Here is a 21,153-nt window from a genome sequence, read left to right as displayed (position 1 = left end):
ATGAAGCAGGAAGCGAAAGACCTCCGGCAGAGGATTGAGGCAGGGGAGCGTTACCTTGCAGAGATGGAGAAAGAGGGATGTCAGGTATCAGACACAGTGACAGGGACACGAAAAGATGGGACGATCGGAGCGATCTGTGTCACCGGCTTCCCGATTCCGGAATATGAAAAGATTAAAACAATGACGAAAAAGAGAATAGCAAGGCTGAAAATACTGGAAGAGGAACTGATCGAAGCGATGAACCAGGTGGATGACTTCATCAACCGGATTCCGAAAAGTGAACTCCGGATGATTTTCCGCCTGTATTATATTGATGACTGTACATGGTTTCGAGTTGCACACACCATGAACAGCCGTTTTCCAAAACGGAAAAGCAAATATACGGCAGACAGCTGTCGGATGTTACATAACCGGTATTTGGAAAAAGTTGAAAAAAATTAAAAAATGTTCGCTCACGTTCGCATAAAGTATGTTATAAATAAAATGCAAGAACAGACAGACGCATATATCCTGATGTTCGAAAAAAGCCGCCGATCCTCTTGGTGGCGGCTGACGGAATGTAGTTTAAGGGAAAAACATACGGCGTTACGCACCGTAGACTCTGGTTCGAATCCAGATGTTCCGATCGGCAGCAGATGTTGCCGCTGCTGTGAATAATCAAATAATTTCTTCCGTTCAGAAATGCGAAAAGTGCCCGATAAAAGGCACTTTTTTGCATATTTTCTAAAAAAACACTTGACATATGGTACACCATATGATATTATATATACATAAGGAGGTGAGATACAGATGAGCGATGAAAACAGAAACAGATCCGGAATCGACTGGAAGAGCTGGTTACTCACAGCGATCACGGATCTGACAATCGGGATCATACTTATGATCCTTGACAAACTCTTCTAAGATTAACTCTTAGAAGAAAGGAGAGGGGCGAAAGCCCTTCTCTGAAACAAATATAACACGAAGGCTCATCTGTGTAAAGTATGTTGTGGAAATTAGGGATATTTTTCATTGCGATCGGATTGGCGAAGATTGCGTGGTATCTGATCCAGAAATGGAGGGATAAACGTGCCAGTCGGTAGTCCATCAAAACAGACCATTGCAACAGAGAAGTACATGAAGAAAGCTGGCTGGATTTCCAAAAGCTACAAACTCAGAAAAGAAGTGGTGGAAGAGTTTGCGAAAGCCTGTGAGGCAGCAGGGGTAAGCCAGGCAGGGCAGATCATGGCAATGATGCAGGAGTTTGTGAAAGAACAGAACAATAAGTAATGTAACGAAAGGGGCATCCGTTTAGCGGATGTCCTTTTTGCATACAGAAAAGAGGGCAGATGTTAAAGAGCTGTAGTTACTGCGGAAAGATACATGACACCAGGAAGTCGTGTGCAGAGAAGAAAGCAAGACAGAAAGAATGTCAGAGACAGCGAAGTAACAGCAGGGCGAAGATATTTCACCACAGCAGCAGGTGGGCACGTAAGAGCAAAGCCATAAAGGAACGTGACCATTATATGTGCCTGTGCTGCAAGGCTGGTATGGGACATGGGAAGGTGTACAACACAGATACATTAGAAGTGCACCACATCATACCGATTGAAGAGGACGATGACAGGAAACTGGATGATGACAACCTGATCACAGTATGCAGGGTGCACCATGAGCAATGTGAGAACGGAAGAATCTCAAGAGAAAAGCAGAAAGAACTGGTAACAGAGTCCATGCATGAAGAGAATTCAGAGTGGGGAGGGGGCATATATGTATTATAATATTGTGTTACTTACAAAAACGCAGACCATGGGCAGGTATCCCCCCGCCTGTGATTCTGCTTTTTAGTGGCGGAAGCAATGACCGACGCCCCACGATTATTTACAAAAAATTCCCAAAATGAAGAAAAAGTGAAAGGAGGTAGCCAATGGCACGACCATCAAAGCCAGTGAGCGTGATCCAGATGGAGAAAAAGTCCCATCGGACAAAGAAGGAACTGGCATCCAGGAAGCGGGCAGAAGATCAGATGCTTGCAGGGGACAAGATCCGGAAGTTTCCAGAAGTCCGTGAAAATCGGAAGGCGTCAATGGAATGGGACCGCATCACAGAAATTCTGGATCGCATCGATAAGAATGACCGAACCTATGAAACGGTTATCAATCGGTATTGTCTGATGCTGGCAGAATGTAGGGATATGGAAAAACTGAAAAAAACCATAGAAAAAAGCATTAAAGACCTGACAAAAGCATTTAAGGAACAGGTTCTGGCTGAAGTATCACCGACAGAGAAAGCAGAATTACTAATATATTTCACGGGGCAGATGTACAAGATGTCAGCAACACTGATCAAGTATGACCGTGAAATTGAAAAGAAAAGGGCAATGCTGCTTGCGATTGAAAAAGAATCCGGGATGACGCTGGCGGCTATGCTCCGAACCATTCCGAAAGAGCCGGAAAAGGCAGCAAATCCATTGCTGGAGGCGTTGAACAGTGGCTAAGATACAGGAGAGTAAAGCATATAAATACTGCGAATGGGTATTGCAGAAGGATAATCAGAAAGCACCTTCTTATGTGAAAAAACAGTGTGAATCTTGGAAGAGAATTGCAGACGGAGAAGATTCGGAAGCGTACGTGAGCGAAAAAACATATGAAAAGATTATGAAACTGCTCGGACTGATGGTGCATCCGGATCTGCAAAAGCCGCTGAATGAGTCTCTTGAGGACTATGCAATGCTCTTTATCACAGCCACTTTCTGCACGAAGACTATGGATCCGGATATCGATACAGAGGTACGGTTTTATGAAACGGCACTTCTGAAAATTGCAAGAAAAAACTTTAAAACCTTTAATGCAGCAGTCATTTTCATTTTGCTGATGCTTACAGAACCGCGTTTTTCGCGTTTTTTTTCCGTTGCTCCGGATTTAAAACTGTCAAAAGAGCTGCAGATAGCAATCAAAAAAATTATCAAGTCCAGTCCGATCTTGAGTGATGAGCTGGAACCGGTGTTTAAAACATTGCGAAATGAAATTCGATGCAATCTGACAGAAAGCGAATACACACCGCTTGCATACAGTGAAGACAAGATGGATGGAAAGCTTCCGAGTGCATTTCTGGCAGATGAAGCCGGGGCGATGGATTCTTACCCGGTGGAGGCGATGCGTTCCGGACAGATTACAGTTACTAATCCGCTTGGGATCATCCTGAGCACAGAATATCCGAATGATAACAACGTCATGATAGACGAAACGGACAAGGGGAAAAAGGTGCTGGACGGTCTGAGGGAGAATAGAAGGATGTTTTCCCTGATCTATGAGCCGGATGATTATCTTTTACAGGGAGATGAATGGCAGAAAAACGACCTGTGTATTTACCAGAGCAATCCGGTAGCGTGCACAAATAACCGCATCTTTCGGAAGATTGTTGAGAAGCGAACGGATGCGGTGGATTACGAGAACAAACGTGAAAACTATCTGTGCAAGCACAACAACATCAAATACAAAGGTCTTGGTGTGGAAGGATATATCGAAATCACAAAGGTTCGAAAGTGTAAAAAGAAAAAGGACGATGAATGGTGGAAAGGTCGGAGAGTGTGGCTCGGGCTGGATTTGTCACTGTCGGAAGATAACGTGTGCGTAGACATGAAAACCTATGAAGGTGACGATAAAGACAATGCTGTTCTGTATACAAAGACGATGGGATTCATTCCGGCCGGAAAAATTGCACAGAAAAGTAAGCGAGAAGGTGTGGATTATAACACGCTGATCCGGAACGGATGCTGTATCGCATGCGGTGATGAGGTGATTGATTACACGAAAGTGGAAGAATATGTGCTGACTCTTGAAGAAAAACTGGGTGTGGAAATTGTACAGATCGGGTATGACCGATGGAATGCAATCTCAAGTATTCAGAAATTCGAAAATGCAGGTTATGAGTGCGTGGAGATCAAACAGCACTCCAGCGTTCTGCACTCGCCGACTAAATGGCTGAAAGAATGTATTCTTTCCGGAAGATACTGGTACGAAGAAAACCTGATGCTTGAGATCAACTTTCAGAACGCCAGATGTACTGAAGATACGAACAAAAACAAATATGTAAACAAAAAGAAATCCGTTGAAAAGGTCGATCAGGTTGTCGGAAACATCAACAGCACCTATTTGATCGAACAGGAACTGCTGTATGGTGGGGATGGATTTGTAGCACAGGTGGGATGAGGTGATTGAAATAGGAATATGGAAACGTTGGCGGGAAGCCAGGGAACAGCCAAAAGAAACGGAAATCGTATCAGATTCACTGCTTCGGGCATTGATCGGAGAAACAAAAATAACAGCAGAAGAGGCAATGAGCATCCCGACGGTAGCAGGATGCGTTGGAAAGATTGCGGACACGGTTGCGTCACTGGAAATCAAATTGTATCGCAGAAATGGCGATGCAATCGAAGAAATGACGGATGACAAGAGGACGAAACTGCTGAACGGTGACACAGGAGATACACTGGATGCGTTCCAGATGAAACGAGCCATGGTAAAAGATATGTTCCTGGACAAAGGCGGCTATGCGTTTGTTCATAAAAGCAACGGAGAAATTGTATCTTTGCATTATGTAGAAGCGAATAGGCTTGCTTTTACCTATGATCCAAACCCGATTTTCAAGGATTATAAGATCTACTGTTACGGTGCATATTATGAGGGCTGGCAGTGGATCAAGCTTCTGAGAAATACAAGGAACGGTTACAGCGGAGAGAGTATTGTTGACGAATCTAAAACATTTTTCGAAACAGCTTATGCAAGCCTTCTGTATGAAAAAAACCTGGTAAAAACTGGAGGAAACAAAAAAGGCTTCCTGCAGTCAGCAAAAAAATTGTCGACAGAAGCTATGGAAGCATTGAAAAAGGCATTCAAGAGAATGTACTCGGACAGTTCAGAGAACGTTATCGTGCTCAATGATGGTCTGACTTTCAAGGAATCCTCCAACACATCAGTTGAACTGCAGCTGAATGAAAACAAAAAGACAAATGCAGACGAAATCTGCAAGATGTTTCATGTGCCGCCGTCAATCATCAGCGGAAAAGCAACAGAAGAAGATAAAAAAAACTACATAGAAGGTGCCATTATACCGATACTAGACCGATTTGCTACAGCAATCAATGCGGTGATGCTGGATGAGGATGAAAAAAATGATATGTTTTTTTCATTCGATACCACGGATCTGGTAAAGGGTGACATCGAAAAACGGTTCGGAGCGTATAAGATTGCGATTGATTCTGGATTTATGCAGATTGATGAGGTCAGGGAAAAAGAAAAACTTCCGGCTTTTGGCCTGGATTTCATCAAATTAGGATTGCAGGACGTATTGTATAGTCCGTCCAGCAAGACAGTCTATACACCAAACACGGACAAAACATCGAAGATGGGAGAAAATCCGGTCAAAGAAGAGCCGGAAAAGAAAGAAGGTGAGGAAGATGCGGATTGAGATTCGGGAAGAAAGTGTGATCATTGATGGATATGTGAACGCAGTAGAACGCGAAAGCAAACCGCTTGCAAAGCCGGGAAGGCAGAGGAAATTTGTGGAAAAGATCAAAGCCGGAGCGTTCGGGCGTGCAATCAAGCGTGCAAAAGCAGAAAACAGGGCAATCCGGGTACTGTTGAACCATGATGAAAAGCGGGAGCTGGCAAACACACTGGATGCAACAGCAATTCTGAAGGAGGATAACATCGGACTGCACTGCCACTGTGAAATCAGGGATGCAGAACTGAAGGAAAAGGCGGCAGCAGGAAAGCTGAGGGGCTGGTCATTCGGCTTCTATTGTCTGAAAGATGACTATGAAGAACGCAGAGAGAATGAAGAGGTAGACCACCGTAATGTAAGAGAACTGATCCTGAATGAAGTATCGATTCTGGATGACAGGAAAACACCTGCTTATGCCGGAACGAGCATCGAGGTGCGGGACGACGATATGTTAGAATTCCGGGCGTTTGAGGACGAAACAGAGCTGATACAGGAAGAAAAAGAGAATGATATCCATGAATTTGAGCATCGCTACATGAAAATCACGGCAGAACAGCCGGTATAAAAGGAGGACCATATGAAGAAAAAGAAATTATTAGAAATGCGTGCAGCCAAGCAGAAAAGAATGAAAGAAATTCTTGAGGCAGCAACGAATGAAGAACGTGCCCTGAATACAGAGGAACGTGACGAGTTCGGAACACTGGAGGAAGAGATCCGGGGCATTGATGAAACCATCAAAGCGATGGAATCCATGAGAAACCTGGAAAAAGAACCGGAAGAACCAGAAAAAGAAGAAAGAAGCCAGGAAGAAAGAGATCTGGAAACATTCGAAAGCTTCTTACGTGGAACAGCAGGTGAAACACGGGCGGACAATATGACATCTACAGACAACGGTGCTGTAATTCCATCCAGTATAGCCAATAAGATCATCGAAAAAGTTCTGGATATTTCTCCAGTTTTCTATGATGCAGACCGATATAACGTAAAAGGAACGCTTACGATTCCGTATTACGATGAAGCAACCGGAGACATTACAATGGATTATGCAGAAGAATTTACGGAAGGAGAATCCACTTCCGGAAAATTCAAAAGCATTTCACTTGCCGGTTTCCTTGGCCGTGCGATCACGGACGTTTCCAAGAGCCTGATCAACAACAGCAACTTTGACATCGTGAACTTTACGATCAACCGCATGGCAAAATCAATTGCAAAATGGATCGAAAAAGAATTACTGATCGGAACAAACAAGAAGATTGAGGGACTTCAGGGAGTAACACAGAAGGTAACGGCAAAAGCAGCGGATAAGGTTACAGCAGACGAAATTATCGACCTGCAGGAGAGCATTCCGGATGTTTATCAGGCAGATGCCTATTTTATCATGAACAAGAAGACAAGAACTGCTATCCGAAAACTGAAAGATGGACAGGGTAATTACCTGTTGAATAAAGATGCAAACTCCAGATGGGGTTACACGCTGTTCGGAAAAGATGTATATACATCAGATGCGATGCCGGAAATGGCAGCAGGAAAAAGAGCAATCTACTATGGGGATTACAAAGGTCTTGCGGTCAAGGTGTCCGAGGATGTGACGATCGATGTGCTCAGAGAAACCAAAGCAAGACAGCACGTGGTTGAAGTACTCGCTTTCCTGGAAATGGATGCAAAAGTGCAGAATGCAGAAATGCTGGCCGCACTGGAAATGGCGGCAGCCTGAAAGGACTAATCTATGAAAGTCAGTGAAGTGACACTGCAGTATCTGGTGGATTATGCCAGGATCGATGATCCGACCGAAGTTGAGATCCGGGAGCTGAAAGAAATGAAAAAGCAGGCAGTTGCACAGATCAAATCCTATACCGGACTTACGGAAGAAGAACTGGATCAGCACGAAGATATTACGCAGGCTCTGGTATTGCTGATTATGGATGCGTTCGATAACCGGAATCTGTACATAGAAGGGAAAGCCAGCAATATCAACAAAGCGGTGGAAAGCATCCTGTCGATGCACTCCATCAATCTGCTTTAGGCGGTGAGACATGAAGACATTAAACATTGGAAAACTGAATAAGCGGATCACGCTCATGTGTTTGCAGGATATAGAAGATGAGATGGGGCAGTCCACAAAAAAATTACAGGTAAAAGCAGTGGTATGGGGGACACTCTACCCGCTACGTGGGGCAGAATTCTATGAATTGCAGAAGATCCAGAGCAGAGTGACGCATAAATGTTATCTGCGGTACCGGGAAGATATTGACACAAACAGTATTCTGGTATATGCAGGAAAACAGTATTCCGTGACAAGTGTTCTGGATGTAGGACTGGAGCACAAAATGCTTGAGATTATGTGCTGCGAGTACACAAATAAGGATGTGATGTAATGGACGAGACACTTTCTTTTCAGGTGAAAGGTATGGATGAGCTTGCAGAAAGCCTTGAAAAATTCGCAAAAAGATACCCAGATCGTGCGGGTAATGCCCTGGAAAAGCAAGCCAAGGAATTACGAAAAGACGTTACGAAAATGGTGCGGAATGACACAGATACCGATGGAAGTTCCAAACGATCCCTGACAAAACTGAAAGAATACAAGATCAGCAAAATAAGAGGGATAGGACTGAACCAGCAAGTAGACATCAGTGGTATTGCACCGCATTTCCATCTGGTAGAAAATGGACATATGCTGACAAACAAAAGTGGAGAGCCGGTTGGAAAGGGGTATGTGCCAGGTTATCATTTTATGGATCGGGCACGTAAAAAAAGAGAAAAAGAACTGCCGAAAGAGATAGAGTCAGTGATTGACAAAACATTAAGAGAGGAGGGCTTCCTGTGACGGTTACAGAAGTCAAAAGAGGACTACTCTTGAAAATGCAGGAAGCATTTCCGAAGGAAACTTATAAATATTATGCAATGGAAGTGAAAGAAGGCTTTACGAGGCCTTCTTTTTTTACACAGCTGAAACCGGTAAGCATGGAGCCGTGCAACTACAATTCCAGAAGTAACCAGGCTGCTTTCTATATCACATATTTTCAGAAGACGATCGATGAGGCGGAAGCACTGGATGTGATCCAGAAGCTGAGGGATCTGTTCGGACTGTATGTAAAAATAGGGGATCGGGCTGTGAAAATCCTGGATTATGATTATGAATTTTCTGGGAAAGAAAAAAACATTGCAGAAATCACGGTAGACGTTGGATGGATGGATCGCATCGAACACAAAACAGATGCACCAGTGATAAAAAACGTTGAATTAGAACAGAAATGGAGGAGCAGAGCATGAAAATGCCAAGCGTTACAATCTCTTTCACGGAAGCGGCGACCGCAGCCGTGAAGAGAGGCGAAAGAGGGATCATTGCCATGATCCTGAAAGATATCGTACCGGCAGAAAATCCGGTTCGATGTGTGACGGAAGAAGATATTCCGGCAGAGCTGTCAGAAGCCGGAAAACAGCAGATCCGGCTGGCACTGAAAGGGTATGTGAATACACCAAACAGCGTGATCGTATATATGATCGGAAAGAGCGAAGAAAATTATGAAACAGCACTGAATTACCTGAAAACGGTCAGATTTGATTATCTGGTGGCACCGAGCGTTGAAACGGATGGACAGCTGTCTGCAGTTACGTCTTACGTTAAAAACGAGAGAAAAGCAAACAAACTGATCAAAGCAGTACTGCCGAATGTTACGGCAGATAGTGAAGGGATCATCAATTACGCAACGGAAACAGTATATGAAAACGACACGGAATACACGACGGAACAGTATTGTTCGAGAATTGCCGGTATTATCGCAGGAACACCGATCACGATTTCCTGTACTTACGCACCGCTTCCAGAATTAACAGACTGCACAAGACTGACATCAAAAGAAGCAGATGCGGCAGCAGAAGCCGGTAAACTGATTGTCTGGTGGGATGGCGAAAAGGTTAAGACAGGAAGAGGGATCAACAGCCTGACTACGCTGACGGATGAAAAAGGGGAACAGTTCCAGACAATCAAAATCGTAGAGACGATGGACATGATCACAAATGATATCCGTATGACAACGGAAGACAGTTATATCGGAAAATATGCCAATACATACGACAATAAGTGCCTTCTGGTGTCAGCCATCGGAAATTACTTCGAAAAACTCCAGAAGCAGGGTGTGCTTAACAGCTGGACACTGGAAATCAATGTGGAAGCAAACAGGGCATACCTGAAAGAAAAAGGAACCAATGTAGAAAAAATGACAGAAGACGAGATCAAGAAAGCAAATACAGGGAAAAACGTTTTCCTGAAAGCAAAACTGTCAATTTTGGATGCAATCGAAGACATTGATCTGCCGATTGCAATCTGAAAGAAAGGAGGCACAAGATGGGAAACAATGTGCAGCATGCACCGGAAAAGACCATTAACGGAACATTTGGGGAAGTGTGGATTGATGACTATTATGCAGCAGAAACCACAGGACTTGAAGCCAAAGTAACACTGGAGAAGACAGAAGTAAATCAGACAGGAAGTCTGGCAAAAGGCTACAAAGTAACCGGTATTGACTGTAAGGGAACTGTAAAAATGAATAAGGTCACTTCCTTCTTCATCAATCTGCTTTCCGAAAACATCAAAGCAGGAAAAACAACCACCTGCACGATCATTTCCAAGTTGGAAGATCCGGATGCATACGGAGCGGAACGTGTCAAACTGACGGGATGTACGTTTGATGAGCTTACACTGGCAAACTGGGAAGCAAAGAAACTGGGAGAAGAAAGCTACCCGTTCACATTTACAGGTTGGGAGCTTCTGGACACAATTACGGTAGAATAAAGGAGAAAACGATGAATCTTGTAGATAAACTGTTAAAAATGGATGCAAAAAAGGCAGAGGAACTGCAGACTGGCAGCGTGGAATCGAAAAGACTGGCAAAACTGCTGGGAGTGGATAAAGTAGAAGTCCAGATCAGAGAGATCAAATCACGAAGAGTCAATGATATCGTGGCTTATCAGATTGACCAGAAAGGTAAGTTTGATTATTCAAAAAGCTATGATGCAAAGCTGATGATGTGCGTGGAAGGAATCGTAGAACCGGATCTGAGAAACAAAGACCTTCAGGCACACTTTGAATGCAAAAGTGCGAAGGATCTTTGCGAAAAACTTTTTGGAATGGAGATTACAGAAATCAGTGATGCGATCAGTCTGTTATCCGGTGTCGATACCGAGGAAGACCATGAGGAAACAGTAAAAAACTGATTGAGACGAATGGGGAGGTACAGTGCATGTATCTCCTCTTTCGTTATCATCACATTATGCCTGGTGAGTATGAAAAGATGGGGTTCGGGGAGCGGACCGTAGTCAGAGCATTCATGCATTACCAGATCGAACAGATGAACGAGGAGGTAGAACGGATAAAAAGGGGAGCGTAAATGGCAAAAGTAATAGATATTACGCTGAAACTGATTGACAAGTGCAGTTCTCCGCTCAAAGGCGTGCAAAAAGGTCTGACGGAGCATGCAAACCAGTGGACAAGAGCAGGAAGACAGATCCAGAGAGCAGGAAAGAATATTGAGAGAGTAGGGGCTTCCCTGACAAAAACTCTGACCGTTCCGATTGCCACGGCGGGAGCTGCCTGTATCAAAGTAGCCAGTGATTTTGAAGCTGGAATGAGTACAGTGCAGTCCATCTGCGGTGCTTCAGGGGAAGACTTGGACAAGCTGTCTGAGAAGGCTAAGGAAATGGGTGCAAAAACCAAGTTTTCTGCAACTGAAGCGACAGATGCGTTTAAATACATGGGTATGGCAGGCTGGAATACACAGCAGATGCTGGATGGTATCGAAGGCGTTATGTATCTGGCAGGTGCTACCGGGGAAGACCTTGCATCGACATCGGATATTGTGACGGATGCCATCACAGCATTCGGACTGTCAGCACAGGACACGAATATGTTCGTGGATGTACTTGCCAAGACAGCAAACAGTGCAAACACAGATGTTGCAAAGCTGGGTGAATCGTTCAAATACGTTGCACCGATTGCCGGAGCAATGAACTATAACGTTCAGAATGTGTCGACTGCTCTTGGAATCATGGCAAACAGCGGAATTAAGGCATCATCTGCCGGAACATCTCTGCGGTCATGGATATCACGCATGGCAGCACCGACCAAACAGGTCAAGACCGCATTGGATGAGCTGGGATTGTCTCTGACGGATGCAAATGGTGACACAAAAGATTTCGAAATACTGATGCGGGACACAAGGGCGGCATTTTCAGAATTGACAGATGCTGAAAAAGCACAATATGCGTCCATGCTTGCAGGAAAATCCGGAATGTCCGGACTTCTGGCGATTGTCAATGCATCAGAGAGCGATTTTGATAGTCTGTCACAGGCGATATACGATTCAGATGGTGCCTGCAAACAGATGTATGACACAGCGAACGATAACCTGAACGGTCAGCTGACGATTCTGAAATCAACGGTGGAATCCATTGCAATCAGCTTGGGCGAACGGATGACACCATACGTCAAAAAAGCAACCGAGTGGCTGCAGAAGATGGCAGAGAAATTTAATTCACTGTCAGATGAACAGAAAGACCAGGTGGTTAAGATTGCCGGGATTGTGGCAGCAGCAGGTCCTGCATTAATCATATTTGGCAAAATGGTCAGTGCGATTGGAGCACCGATAAAGAAAATAGGTGAGTTTGGCAGAAGTATAAAAGTGGCTGGAGGTCTGTTAAAATGGCTTACATCACCGGCGAACATTGCAATCATGGTGGTAGCTGCGATTGCTGTGGCGGCATTTCTGATCATCAAAAACTGGTCAAAGGTCAAAGTTTTTTTGGCGAACGTAAAAGACTGGTTTTCAAATGCATTTGAGAAAGCAAAGGATATCGTTGAAAAATTTAAAGAAAAGTTTGAACAGGTAAAAGAGGCTGTGCAGCCGATCACAAGTGCATTGTCAGAGGATTTCAAGCGGTGCGTGGATGCTGTGAAGCCGGTACTGGAAAAGTTTAGTGAACTGTTCCAGGCAGTATTTGAAAGGGCACAGCAGAAGTTTGAACATTTCAAAGAAGTTGCCGGACCGATCGCCACCCAGATTGTTGAAGCAATCTCAGATATTGCGGAAACACTGGGACCGATCTTCGAAAAAGGGTTGGGAGTAGCTGCTGAAAGAATCACATCATTTGCTGAAACAGCTACGGAAATATTTGAAAGCGTCATGGGTGTGATCGGAGGCGTTATTGATTTTGTCACAGGTGTATTTACCGGAAACTGGGAAAAGGCATGGCAGGGAGTACAGGACATTTTCGGAAATATCTTTTCGGGACTTGTCGCATTGTTCAAACAGCCGATGAATGACGTGATTTCTGTGATCAACTCGGCGATCAGCAGAATCAACAGCATCCATATTGATATACCTAAATGGGTGCCAGGTGTAGGAGGAAAGACTTTTGCTCCGACGATCGCAACCATTCCGACACTTGCAAAAGGTACACAGAACTGGAAAGGCGGTCTGGTACAGATCTCTGAACGAGGCGGAGAGATTGTGGATCTTCCGAAAGGTTCCAGGGTATATCCCCATGACGAATCTGTACAGAAAGCATATAAAGATGGAGCCAGAAGCGGAAAAGGAACGATACAGGTCAGCATATCCATACCAAAGCTTGCAGATCAGATCATCGTAAGAGAAGACGCAGACATTGAGAAGATAGCAGAAAAACTGGCAGAAAGGCTGGAAAAGATTTCGCAGAATATCGGAGGCGGGGAGATTGAATATATATATTAAATGGTCCAATGACACGGAAAGCATAAAACTGCCGATCAATCCGGAAAGTTTTACACTTTCGGATGGAATGTCGAACACGACCGTAACAGTACACGGATTCGGTGAAATCAACCTGAAAGGCAAGAGGGGATTGAAAGAGATCACTCTTGCCTCGTTCTTTCCCGGACAGGAATATGATTTCGCTCAGGACACCTACAAAGAGCCGTATGAAAATTACATCAAGAAGATTAAGGCACTGTTTGAAAGTAATGAAACCGTCCACCTGATCATTACAGGAACGGATATTGACGGATTTTTCACTATTGATTCCTGGCAGTATGGACACGAGGAGAAAAACAGCGATGTAGCTTACAGTATGACTCTGAAAGAATACCGGATGCCCGGAAGCGAAAACGTGCAAAAGCGGCAGACAAAACAGGCTAAGACCGTAACGCACAAATGGAAAAAAGGGGATACCTGGCAAAAACTCACAAAAAGTAAGCTCGGATCTTCAAAAAAGTGGAAAGATGTGCGGAAAAAGAACCTGACAGTTATTAAAAAAGCAAAGAAAAAGTATCCTAAGAAAAAAGAGAAAGAAGCACTGATCGGATACAAGGTGGTGATAAAAGCGTGATCCGCTTTAGATGGAAGAACAAATGGATTCCGTTTGAAAAAGTAGAGTGGAGTGGGACAGACACACAATGTTCCAGGAAGATAACGGTTACACTTCTGCATAATCCGTATGACAGCACAGTGGAAGATCTTAAGATTAAATTAGGTGATCTGGTGTATCTGTATGACGGAACGACACAACTGTTTGTAGGAACAGTTACAACGAGGGAAAAAACGGTGGAGATTGGGACAGCAACTTATACAGCGATGGATTTCATGCATCACCTGTTACGATCCAAAGCCACAAAAAAGTTTAAAAAACTGTCTCCGGAAAAGATTACGGCAAAGATCTGTAAGGATCTGCAAATAAAAACAAGTGGTCTGGCATCCACGAAAGTAAGCATACCGAAGCTGATATTTGAAGACAAGACCTATTACGACATGATTATTGAAGCATACCGGAAAGCAAAAAGCAAAACCGGGGAAAAGTATATGCCAGTGATGAAAGGCAACAAGGTCAGCGTGGCAGTCAAAGGTACCGATTCCGGTGTTGTGATCACACAGGGGATCAATGTGACGGATGCTACCTATACAGATACACTTGACAATATGGTCAACGTTGTAAATATCTATAACGATTCCATGAGGAAAGTCGGGCAGGTAAAAAATAAAAAGAATATCAACACTTATGGTGTGTACCAGGAAACAGAAAAACAGGAAAAAGGCAAGGATGCCAAAAAGAGTGCAAAAGCAAAGCTTACCGGCATAACAAAAGAATGTAGCATAGAAGCGATCGGAGATGTGCGGGCAATATCCGGAAAGAGTATCACAGTAAAAGAAAAGGCAACCGGACTGAATGGAAAGTTCTATATCAAGACGGATACACACACATTTGAAAACAATGTGCACACAATGAAACTGGATCTTTCCTGGAAGAATACCATGGAAGACGGAGAAGGCACATCGAAAGAGTCCCAGAAGAAAGAACTGAAAAATGCCGCAAAATGTTATTATCTGGCAAATTCTACCGTATATCATTCGGTGAAAAGCTGTAGTGCCTGCAAAGGGAAAACTCCGACAGAAACGACTGTACAGAAGATCAAGCAGATCAAGATCACACAAGGTACAAATAAGGGCAAACGGAAGTACAAGCCGTGTTCAAAATGCTGGATTACATAGGAGGGATGATGAACCCATATGAAAAAATAATCAATACTATGCGAAAAGAAGCTGGAAGAATAGAGAGAACATCCGATATCCGGATGTGCGAAATGACATCCGGGACAACCTGCGAAATAGATGGAATAGAACTGGATGCTGATGATCTGGTTGTAAACGCAGATCTGAAAGGAAAGCTGAAACAGGGCGATAAGGTTCTGATGGCCAGAGTATCCGAAGATACCTATGCAATTCTTATGAAGGTGGTGAGCATATAATGTTTCCGTTTGACATTGAGGATGAGGAAGCGATGCCGGAAATCGAAGAAGAAAAAGAACTGGAAGAGTACGAAGTTGATTTTGAAAGCGGAAAACTTACCGGGAGAAAGATCAGCGGAAAAGAAGCTGTAAAACAATGGATCCATATTGCACTGTCAATAGACCGATACCATTATACGCAATATTCCTGGGAGTATGGTTCTGAACTGAGAGAACTGATCGGGAAACACTACGATGAGGCGTATATTATGACAGAGGCGAAGAGGATGGTGGAAGAAGCAGTTATGCAGAACGAAAAAATAACCGGAATCCGGGATTTCAAGTGCAGCATGAAATGCAGTACGCTGACCATGAGTTTTACAGCTGAAACAATATACGGAGAAATCGAGGTGAGCGAAAATGTATGAAGATCGAGTATTTGATACCATCATGGAAGAAATGATGGCAGCGTTTGGCCGGGATGTAAGGACCGATGAAGGATCGCTTGCCTACAATGCCTGTGCGAAAATCGCAGAAAAGCTGGAAGAGATTTACGGTGATATGGATGAACTGAATGACAATATTCTTCCAGATACACAGGATGACTGGCATCTGATCGAATACGGAAAAGAGCGTGGAATCACATACCATTCTGCGACACAGGCAGTTGTCAGGGCAGTGTTTCATCAGGAGATAGAGATCGGTGAAAGATTTACATGCGGAGATTATACCTATGAAGTTATAGAACAGATAGAAGGTTATACGTACCAGATGATCTGTGAGAAAGAAGGGACAGAAACTAATACGACAATCGGAAAACTGGAACCGGCAGAGTATGTAGAAAATTATCAGGGTGGTGAGATCACAGAAATTCTGAAAAAAGGCACGGATGATGAGGACATCGAAGAATTCCGAAAAAAGGTAATAGAAACCTTCAAAACAACCGCATTCTGTGGAAATAAGGCAGATTACCGAAGATACATTAATCAGTTGAAAGGTATTGGAGGGTGCAAACCAAGAAGAAGACAGGCAGGAGAAGCCCAGATTGATATCTACATAATATCGGATGACTTTAGCGTACCGGATGCCGAAACGGTAAAAAATGTGCAGGAAGCGGTTGATCCGGAAGATAGCCACGGAGAAGGAAGTGGTATGGCACCGATCTGTCATACAGTACATATTTCAGGCGTAACAAAAACATCGGTGACCATCCAGACAAAAGTGACATATGACTCTGGATATTCGACAGCGACCAGCAAAACACAAATCGAAACAGCTGTGAAAACCTATCTCAGGGAGCTGTGCGAGTCCTGGGAAGCAAAAGAAGAAACGGATATGATCGTCAGACTGAGCCAGATAGAAGCAAGGATCCTCAATGTAGAGGGTGTAGCAGATGTAGAAGCAACTACAATCAACGGAAAAGCAGGAAATCTGGCATTAAGTTTTGAAAAGATCCCAGTATTGGAGGCAGTAAATATTGTTTGAAGCACCAGAAATTATCAGAAACATACCGGATATCAAAGCAATCTATGATATGAACGAAAAACAGGGCGAAAATCTTGAAACGGAAGTGGAAAGGATGGATAACAACCTGTTTCTTGAAAGCATGGATGAAGCAATGACGGCACGCTGGGAAGCAATGCTTGAGATCACAAAAGCCGATAATGATACCTTGCAAGACAGGAGATTTCGTATCAAATCCAGAGTATTGGAGAGAAGGCCATATACAGAAAAGGCAATTGGAGAAAGGCTAAAGCTTCTGTGCCCGGATGGTTTTTCAGTGTCCGTAGATGAAAAACGGCAGCAGGTAACGATAAAACTTGCACTGAAATCACAGAAAATGGTAGATGATGTGAAAAAATATATGGAAGATATCCTGCCGTTGAATATGACGTTCAGCATAGATGTCCTGTGGAACCAGTACAAAATTTTAACAGGAAAACGATATGCAGACATTACAAAGTATACATACGGAGAGCTGAGAGAGAAGGTGATAGTGTGAAATATACAGAAAAATTGAACTTAAAAAAGCCGGAAGAAGAGGATTTTATTTCGGTGAGCGATTACACGGACAATATGGAGATCATTGATCAGGCAGTAACAGATGCCAGTCAGAAAGCAGACGATGCCGCATCTGCCGCTGCAAGTGCGACTACAGCGGCACGAAATGCACAGGCAGCCGCAAGAGAAGCAACAGGAAGTGCACAGAGTGCAATCATAGCAGCAGAAGAGGCGAAAAAAGCAGCAGATGCAAATGAAAAAGAACTGGGAAATAAAGTGACTGCCGAAAAAGGAAAAGGGCTTTCGGAATGCAATTACACGAAAGAAGAAAAAAATAAGCTGGCAGGAATCCAGACAATGCAGGGAACAGACGGTGAAGAAAACGGAAAAGAAGGACTTGTACCCGCACCAGAGGCAGATGATGCAGGAAGGTTCCTGCACTCCTCGGGAACATGGTCACCAATATGGTTGGAGTATGTTACAGCAGCAAGACTCATGAAAGTGGCGTGGAATGGCGGAAGCAGTGCTGTGATAATTCCGGAAGCTAATACTGGTAATGCCGGCCTGATGCCAGCTTCAATATACGATAGAATGAGGACAATACAGTCAATTGACGGCGTGGATTTTAGTGGGACAGAAACCGTATCCCACTATGCAGTGTGCGATACATCGGGAGCAACGACTGCAAAGGCGGTGACAATAACAGGATTCAAGCTAATAGCTGGTGCACGGATCACAGTACGATTCAATTACGCCAACACGGCCACAAATCCAACACTGAACGTCAATGCCACCAGAGCGAAGCCGATCTACTACAAAAACAGCAATATCCCGGCAGAACTGATCGAGCAGTACACAGTCCTGGAACTGGTCTACAGCGGATCATACTGGTACGTGGTCGGAAACATGAATATCCTGACCAAGGGTGACAGCATAAGCGTTGAATGTTTCACAGCAGGCTATGTGACATCCATGGGACAGGAGGTGCAGTTCTGTATCCCGGTATCGACACCGATTGTCGGTTGCAGTTCTGTCAAGATAGAATCAGCAACTGGACTGCAGATCAGGCAGAACGGAAATTATGTCTATGGCGGGAATGCATCCACGCTGGTAGCGGCGTCCTCTTACAGGGGCGTTATTAACCGAAACATGGTTTCTGTTGCTGCCACCATGCCGAACACGACAAACGCAGTCAATAATGCACCGTGTGGTGTGCGTGCGGCGTTGAAACTGACATTTTCGTAACAATCAATTACAGAAAGCAGGTGAGAAATACATGATAACAGCAATCATAGATGCAGGGCAGCATTACTGCCAAGCAGTCAGCGACCTGTGGCAGTGGGATTATGGACAGACACTGCGGATCCAGGGCGTGAAGCTCCCGGCGGCGGTCGAGGTTCAGTTTTCGACAACAGAGCGGATCGGCGAAACAGTCACCAGAATTGGTGTGACGAAAGAGGGGGTTACTGAGGTACCTATCCCAGATACACTGCTGGAGGGAAACGGAGCGTCACATGATTATGTGATCTATGCGTTCATATATGTGGAAAATGCTGCTTCCGGAAAGACAGAGCATAAGATTGCCATGAACGTCCGGGCAAGACCGAAACCGGAAGCCCATGCCACACCGGAAGAAGGGGAACTGTTTCGCCAGGCAATTGCGACGGTCAGTGAATCGGCAGACAGGGCGGAGAGTGCCAGGGATTTAGCTGGGGGATCAGCGAGAACGGCACAGGGGAGTGCAGAAATCGCAGAACAGGCAAAAAACGAAGCAGTAAAAGCCGCTGAAAGCATAAAAAATACCAAAGTCCCGACCAAAACGAGCGAGCTGGAGAACGACAGCCATTTCCTGACAGCAGATACAGAAATCAGCTGGGGAAGAAAAGCGGATACGACAATAGGAGAACAAAGTGTGGCTCTTGGTGTGAACGTTGAAGCATCAGGATACCAGTCTCATGCAGAAGGATATGGTACAACAGCATCAGACCGATGTTCGCATGCCGAAGGATACAGTGCAAGAGCAGAGAGCGTAAGCTCTCATGCAGAAGGAATGGGTACGACAGCAAGTGGATACAGTTCTCATGCAGAAGGAATGAGTACGACAGCAAGTGGAAAAAATTCACATGCAGAAGGATACAATGCAAGAGCATTAAGTTACTGTTCACATGCTGAGGGTCTTTTGACAACAGCAAGTGGAGAAAAATCTCATGCAGAAGGAAATGAAACAACAGCAAGTGGAAAAAATTCACATGCAGAAGGAAATGAAACAACAGCATCAGGACTATGTTCACATGCAGAAGGAGAAAGAACAAGAGCATCAGGAGTTCATTCTCATGCAGAAGGAAGTAATACAACAGCAAGTGGAAAAAATTCACATGCAGAAGGAAGTAGTGCAGTAGCATTAGGATACTGTTCTCATGCAGAGGGAGAAGCTACAATAGCGAGGGGAAATCACTCTCATGTGCAAGGAATATACAACGTTGAAGATATAAATAATAAGTATGCCCATATCGTAGGCAATGGAACAGGTATAACTGCAAGAAAAAACATCCACACACTCGATTGGAAAGGCAATGCAGAATATGCAGGTGATGTTGCGGCAACTGTCAATGAGAAAAGGGTATCTATGTCTACATTAGCGGATATTTTCTTGCAGCCAGGAGCAGCTGCACATAATGCAATCTGCAGAGGGAAAAAACTGGGCAACGCACTGACAAGTGCGATGCTTGCGAGCATCAGGGACGGCAGTTTCAATGATTTATATGTGTGTGATTACATTGAAACAGAAGATAACATTTACCGTTTCATGGATTTTGATTACTTTCTGGGATGTTGTTCAAGTGCATCTGGTGGGAGAATCGAAAAACATCATGCCATCCTGGTTCCAGACAAGGTAATGAGCAGCAGTGCCATTGATAACTATCCGGAGGCAACCCAACCGAAAGAAACGCACATGTACGTGAACAAACTGCCGGAGATTACCCAGACACTGAAGGGCATATTCGGAAACGATAACGTTGCCATGATGGACAGGGTCATCACCAAAACAGTTAATGGCGAATCGACAGGCTGGGACTGGGTGAATGTCGGAGCAGACCTGCTCACAGAAGTAATGGTAATGGGACATAGTTCATGGGGACAATGGGTAGGATTCCAGACGGGGATAATGAAAGGACAGCTTGCTGGATTCCGTTACAGCCACTCCTTGATGTGTTCAAACGAAGACTACTGGTTACGGGACAAGCGGTCGGCTACAAACTATGCACTGATTAGCTCTGATGGTTATTCGAGCAGTGACACTGGAAGTCTGCAACACGGAGTCAGACCATTTTTTGTTATATGGTAGGAAACAGTATTCCGGTGGGAATTACTGGCTCCGGAATTTGCAATTACAGGAGAAAACAGATAAAGAAAGGATGATTATAAATGATGAACAAAATTATTATGTTACTTGCGGGCAATTCATTTTTCCGCATTTTGCTGATCGCAGTCACACTGGACACAATCCTTGGGGTACTCCGGGCGATCAAAGAGCACAAGTTTAATTCCTGCGTGGGCATCGATGGGGCAATCCGCAAATCAGCCATGTTGCTGTCTGTATGCCTGTTGATGGCAGTGGATGTGATTCTGAATATCAATGTGTTGTTTATGATACCACAGGATTACATCGAGCTATTGGGAATACATAAACTTGGAATCTGCGAATTTTTCAGCATTCTTTTCATATTATATGAAATCGTGAGCGTATTGAAGAATATGACACTGTGCGGTTTGCCGGTGCCGGCAAAAATTAAACGCTGGGTGCAGAAATTCCTTGAGGATATGACAGAAGAGCTTCCGGAAGAGAACAGGACAGGGAACGCATGAACAATTTAAGCAAAGCAGAATAAAAAAAGCAAAGAGGGCGTGAAAGCGTC

The 21,153-nt window shown here is 44.2% G+C and carries 26 protein-coding genes and 1 tRNA gene; all 27 read left to right on the top strand.

Annotated features, from left to right (window positions below):
* On the top strand, window positions 1–441 hold a 441-nt coding region (locus LKD42_RS12715), incomplete at its 5' end, for a hypothetical protein (protein WP_147631659.1).
* A gap of 112 nt (window positions 442–553) precedes the next feature.
* A tRNA-Arg gene (locus tag LKD42_RS12710) sits at window positions 554–625 on the top strand.
* 443 nt (window positions 626–1,068) lie between these two features.
* Complete coding sequence (locus LKD42_RS12705) at window positions 1,069–1,269, top strand: chemotaxis protein (RefSeq protein ID WP_173897267.1); 201 nt, start codon at window positions 1,069–1,071, stop codon at window positions 1,267–1,269.
* A 59-nt stretch (window positions 1,270–1,328) separates the two neighbouring features.
* The gene (locus LKD42_RS12700) at window positions 1,329–1,760 is read left to right on the top strand and encodes an HNH endonuclease (protein ID WP_248835924.1); all 432 of its coding nucleotides are present in this window, start codon (window positions 1,329–1,331) and stop codon (window positions 1,758–1,760) included.
* A 146-nt stretch (window positions 1,761–1,906) separates the two neighbouring features.
* Window positions 1,907–2,476, top strand: a complete 570-nt coding sequence (locus tag LKD42_RS12695; RefSeq protein ID WP_248835923.1) for a P27 family phage terminase small subunit — start codon at window positions 1,907–1,909, stop codon at window positions 2,474–2,476.
* The gene (locus tag LKD42_RS12690) at window positions 2,469–4,190 is read left to right on the top strand and encodes a terminase TerL endonuclease subunit (RefSeq protein ID WP_248835922.1); all 1,722 of its coding nucleotides are present in this window, start codon (window positions 2,469–2,471) and stop codon (window positions 4,188–4,190) included. The genes LKD42_RS12695 and LKD42_RS12690 overlap by 8 nt, the downstream gene beginning before the upstream one ends.
* 1 nt (window position 4,191) lies before the next feature.
* Complete coding sequence (locus LKD42_RS12685; RefSeq protein WP_248835921.1) at window positions 4,192–5,448, top strand: phage portal protein; 1,257 nt, start codon at window positions 4,192–4,194, stop codon at window positions 5,446–5,448.
* On the top strand, window positions 5,438–6,049 hold the full coding sequence (locus LKD42_RS12680) for an HK97 family phage prohead protease (RefSeq protein ID WP_248835920.1): 612 nt from the start codon (window positions 5,438–5,440) through the stop codon (window positions 6,047–6,049). The genes LKD42_RS12685 and LKD42_RS12680 overlap by 11 nt, the downstream gene beginning before the upstream one ends.
* Before the next feature lie 12 nt (window positions 6,050–6,061).
* A complete protein-coding gene (locus tag LKD42_RS12675; RefSeq protein WP_248835919.1) occupies window positions 6,062–7,198 on the top strand; it encodes a phage major capsid protein in 1,137 nt (378 codons plus the stop codon).
* Between the two features lie 12 nt (window positions 7,199–7,210).
* Complete coding sequence (locus tag LKD42_RS12670) at window positions 7,211–7,507, top strand: head-tail connector protein (protein ID WP_248835918.1); 297 nt, start codon at window positions 7,211–7,213, stop codon at window positions 7,505–7,507.
* Between the two features lie 10 nt (window positions 7,508–7,517).
* Window positions 7,518–7,859, top strand: a complete 342-nt coding sequence (locus LKD42_RS12665; protein ID WP_248835917.1) for a phage head closure protein — start codon at window positions 7,518–7,520, stop codon at window positions 7,857–7,859.
* The gene (locus LKD42_RS12660; protein WP_248835916.1) at window positions 7,859–8,308 is read left to right on the top strand and encodes an HK97 gp10 family phage protein; all 450 of its coding nucleotides are present in this window, start codon (window positions 7,859–7,861) and stop codon (window positions 8,306–8,308) included. The genes LKD42_RS12665 and LKD42_RS12660 overlap by 1 nt, the downstream gene beginning before the upstream one ends.
* Window positions 8,305–8,754: a phage tail terminator family protein gene (locus LKD42_RS12655; protein WP_248835915.1), complete on the top strand. Its 450-nt coding sequence runs from the start codon at window positions 8,305–8,307 to the stop codon at window positions 8,752–8,754. Before LKD42_RS12660 ends, LKD42_RS12655 begins: the two co-directional genes overlap by 4 nt.
* Window positions 8,751–9,812: a phage tail sheath C-terminal domain-containing protein gene (locus LKD42_RS12650; protein ID WP_248835914.1), complete on the top strand. Its 1,062-nt coding sequence runs from the start codon at window positions 8,751–8,753 to the stop codon at window positions 9,810–9,812. The genes LKD42_RS12655 and LKD42_RS12650 overlap by 4 nt, the downstream gene beginning before the upstream one ends.
* 17 nt (window positions 9,813–9,829) lie before the next feature.
* Window positions 9,830–10,276, top strand: coding sequence for a phage tail tube protein (locus LKD42_RS12645; protein ID WP_248835913.1), 447 nt, complete (start codon window positions 9,830–9,832; stop codon window positions 10,274–10,276).
* An 11-nt stretch (window positions 10,277–10,287) separates the two neighbouring features.
* Window positions 10,288–10,698, top strand: a complete 411-nt coding sequence (locus LKD42_RS12640; RefSeq protein WP_248835912.1) for a phage tail assembly chaperone — start codon at window positions 10,288–10,290, stop codon at window positions 10,696–10,698.
* 26 nt (window positions 10,699–10,724) lie between these two features.
* Window positions 10,725–10,871: a hypothetical protein gene (locus tag LKD42_RS12635; RefSeq protein ID WP_248835911.1), complete on the top strand. Its 147-nt coding sequence runs from the start codon at window positions 10,725–10,727 to the stop codon at window positions 10,869–10,871.
* A complete protein-coding gene (locus LKD42_RS12630) occupies window positions 10,872–13,229 on the top strand; it encodes a phage tail tape measure protein (RefSeq protein WP_248835910.1) in 2,358 nt (785 codons plus the stop codon). It begins immediately after the preceding gene.
* A complete protein-coding gene (locus LKD42_RS12625; protein ID WP_248835909.1) occupies window positions 13,213–13,842 on the top strand; it encodes a hypothetical protein in 630 nt (209 codons plus the stop codon). Before LKD42_RS12630 ends, LKD42_RS12625 begins: the two co-directional genes overlap by 17 nt.
* Window positions 13,839–14,999, top strand: a complete 1,161-nt coding sequence (locus LKD42_RS12620; RefSeq protein ID WP_248835908.1) for an XkdQ/YqbQ family protein — start codon at window positions 13,839–13,841, stop codon at window positions 14,997–14,999. The genes LKD42_RS12625 and LKD42_RS12620 overlap by 4 nt, the downstream gene beginning before the upstream one ends.
* A gap of 8 nt (window positions 15,000–15,007) precedes the next feature.
* Window positions 15,008–15,256, top strand: a complete 249-nt coding sequence (locus tag LKD42_RS12615) for a hypothetical protein (protein WP_248835907.1) — start codon at window positions 15,008–15,010, stop codon at window positions 15,254–15,256.
* A complete protein-coding gene (locus LKD42_RS12610; protein ID WP_248835906.1) occupies window positions 15,256–15,663 on the top strand; it encodes a DUF2634 domain-containing protein in 408 nt (135 codons plus the stop codon). Before LKD42_RS12615 ends, LKD42_RS12610 begins: the two co-directional genes overlap by 1 nt.
* Entirely contained in the window at window positions 15,656–16,720 is a 1,065-nt protein-coding gene (locus tag LKD42_RS12605) for a baseplate J/gp47 family protein (protein ID WP_248835905.1), read from the top strand. Before LKD42_RS12610 ends, LKD42_RS12605 begins: the two co-directional genes overlap by 8 nt.
* Window positions 16,713–17,237, top strand: coding sequence for a putative phage tail protein (locus LKD42_RS12600; protein ID WP_248835904.1), 525 nt, complete (start codon window positions 16,713–16,715; stop codon window positions 17,235–17,237). The genes LKD42_RS12605 and LKD42_RS12600 overlap by 8 nt, the downstream gene beginning before the upstream one ends.
* Window positions 17,234–18,481, top strand: a complete 1,248-nt coding sequence (locus LKD42_RS12595) for a hypothetical protein (protein WP_248835903.1) — start codon at window positions 17,234–17,236, stop codon at window positions 18,479–18,481. The genes LKD42_RS12600 and LKD42_RS12595 overlap by 4 nt, the downstream gene beginning before the upstream one ends.
* 31 nt (window positions 18,482–18,512) lie before the next feature.
* Window positions 18,513–20,582: a hypothetical protein gene (locus LKD42_RS12590; protein WP_248835902.1), complete on the top strand. Its 2,070-nt coding sequence runs from the start codon at window positions 18,513–18,515 to the stop codon at window positions 20,580–20,582.
* Between the two features lie 80 nt (window positions 20,583–20,662).
* A complete protein-coding gene (locus LKD42_RS12585; protein WP_331464896.1) occupies window positions 20,663–21,103 on the top strand; it encodes a phage holin family protein in 441 nt (146 codons plus the stop codon).
* Window positions 21,104–21,153: the final 50 nt, after the last annotated feature.

The sequence above is a fragment of the Hominisplanchenecus faecis genome (assembly GCF_020687205.1).
Classification (GTDB): Bacteria; Bacillota; Clostridia; order Lachnospirales; family Lachnospiraceae; genus Hominisplanchenecus; species Hominisplanchenecus faecis.
This window is presented reverse-complemented; position numbering and strand designations above follow the sequence as displayed.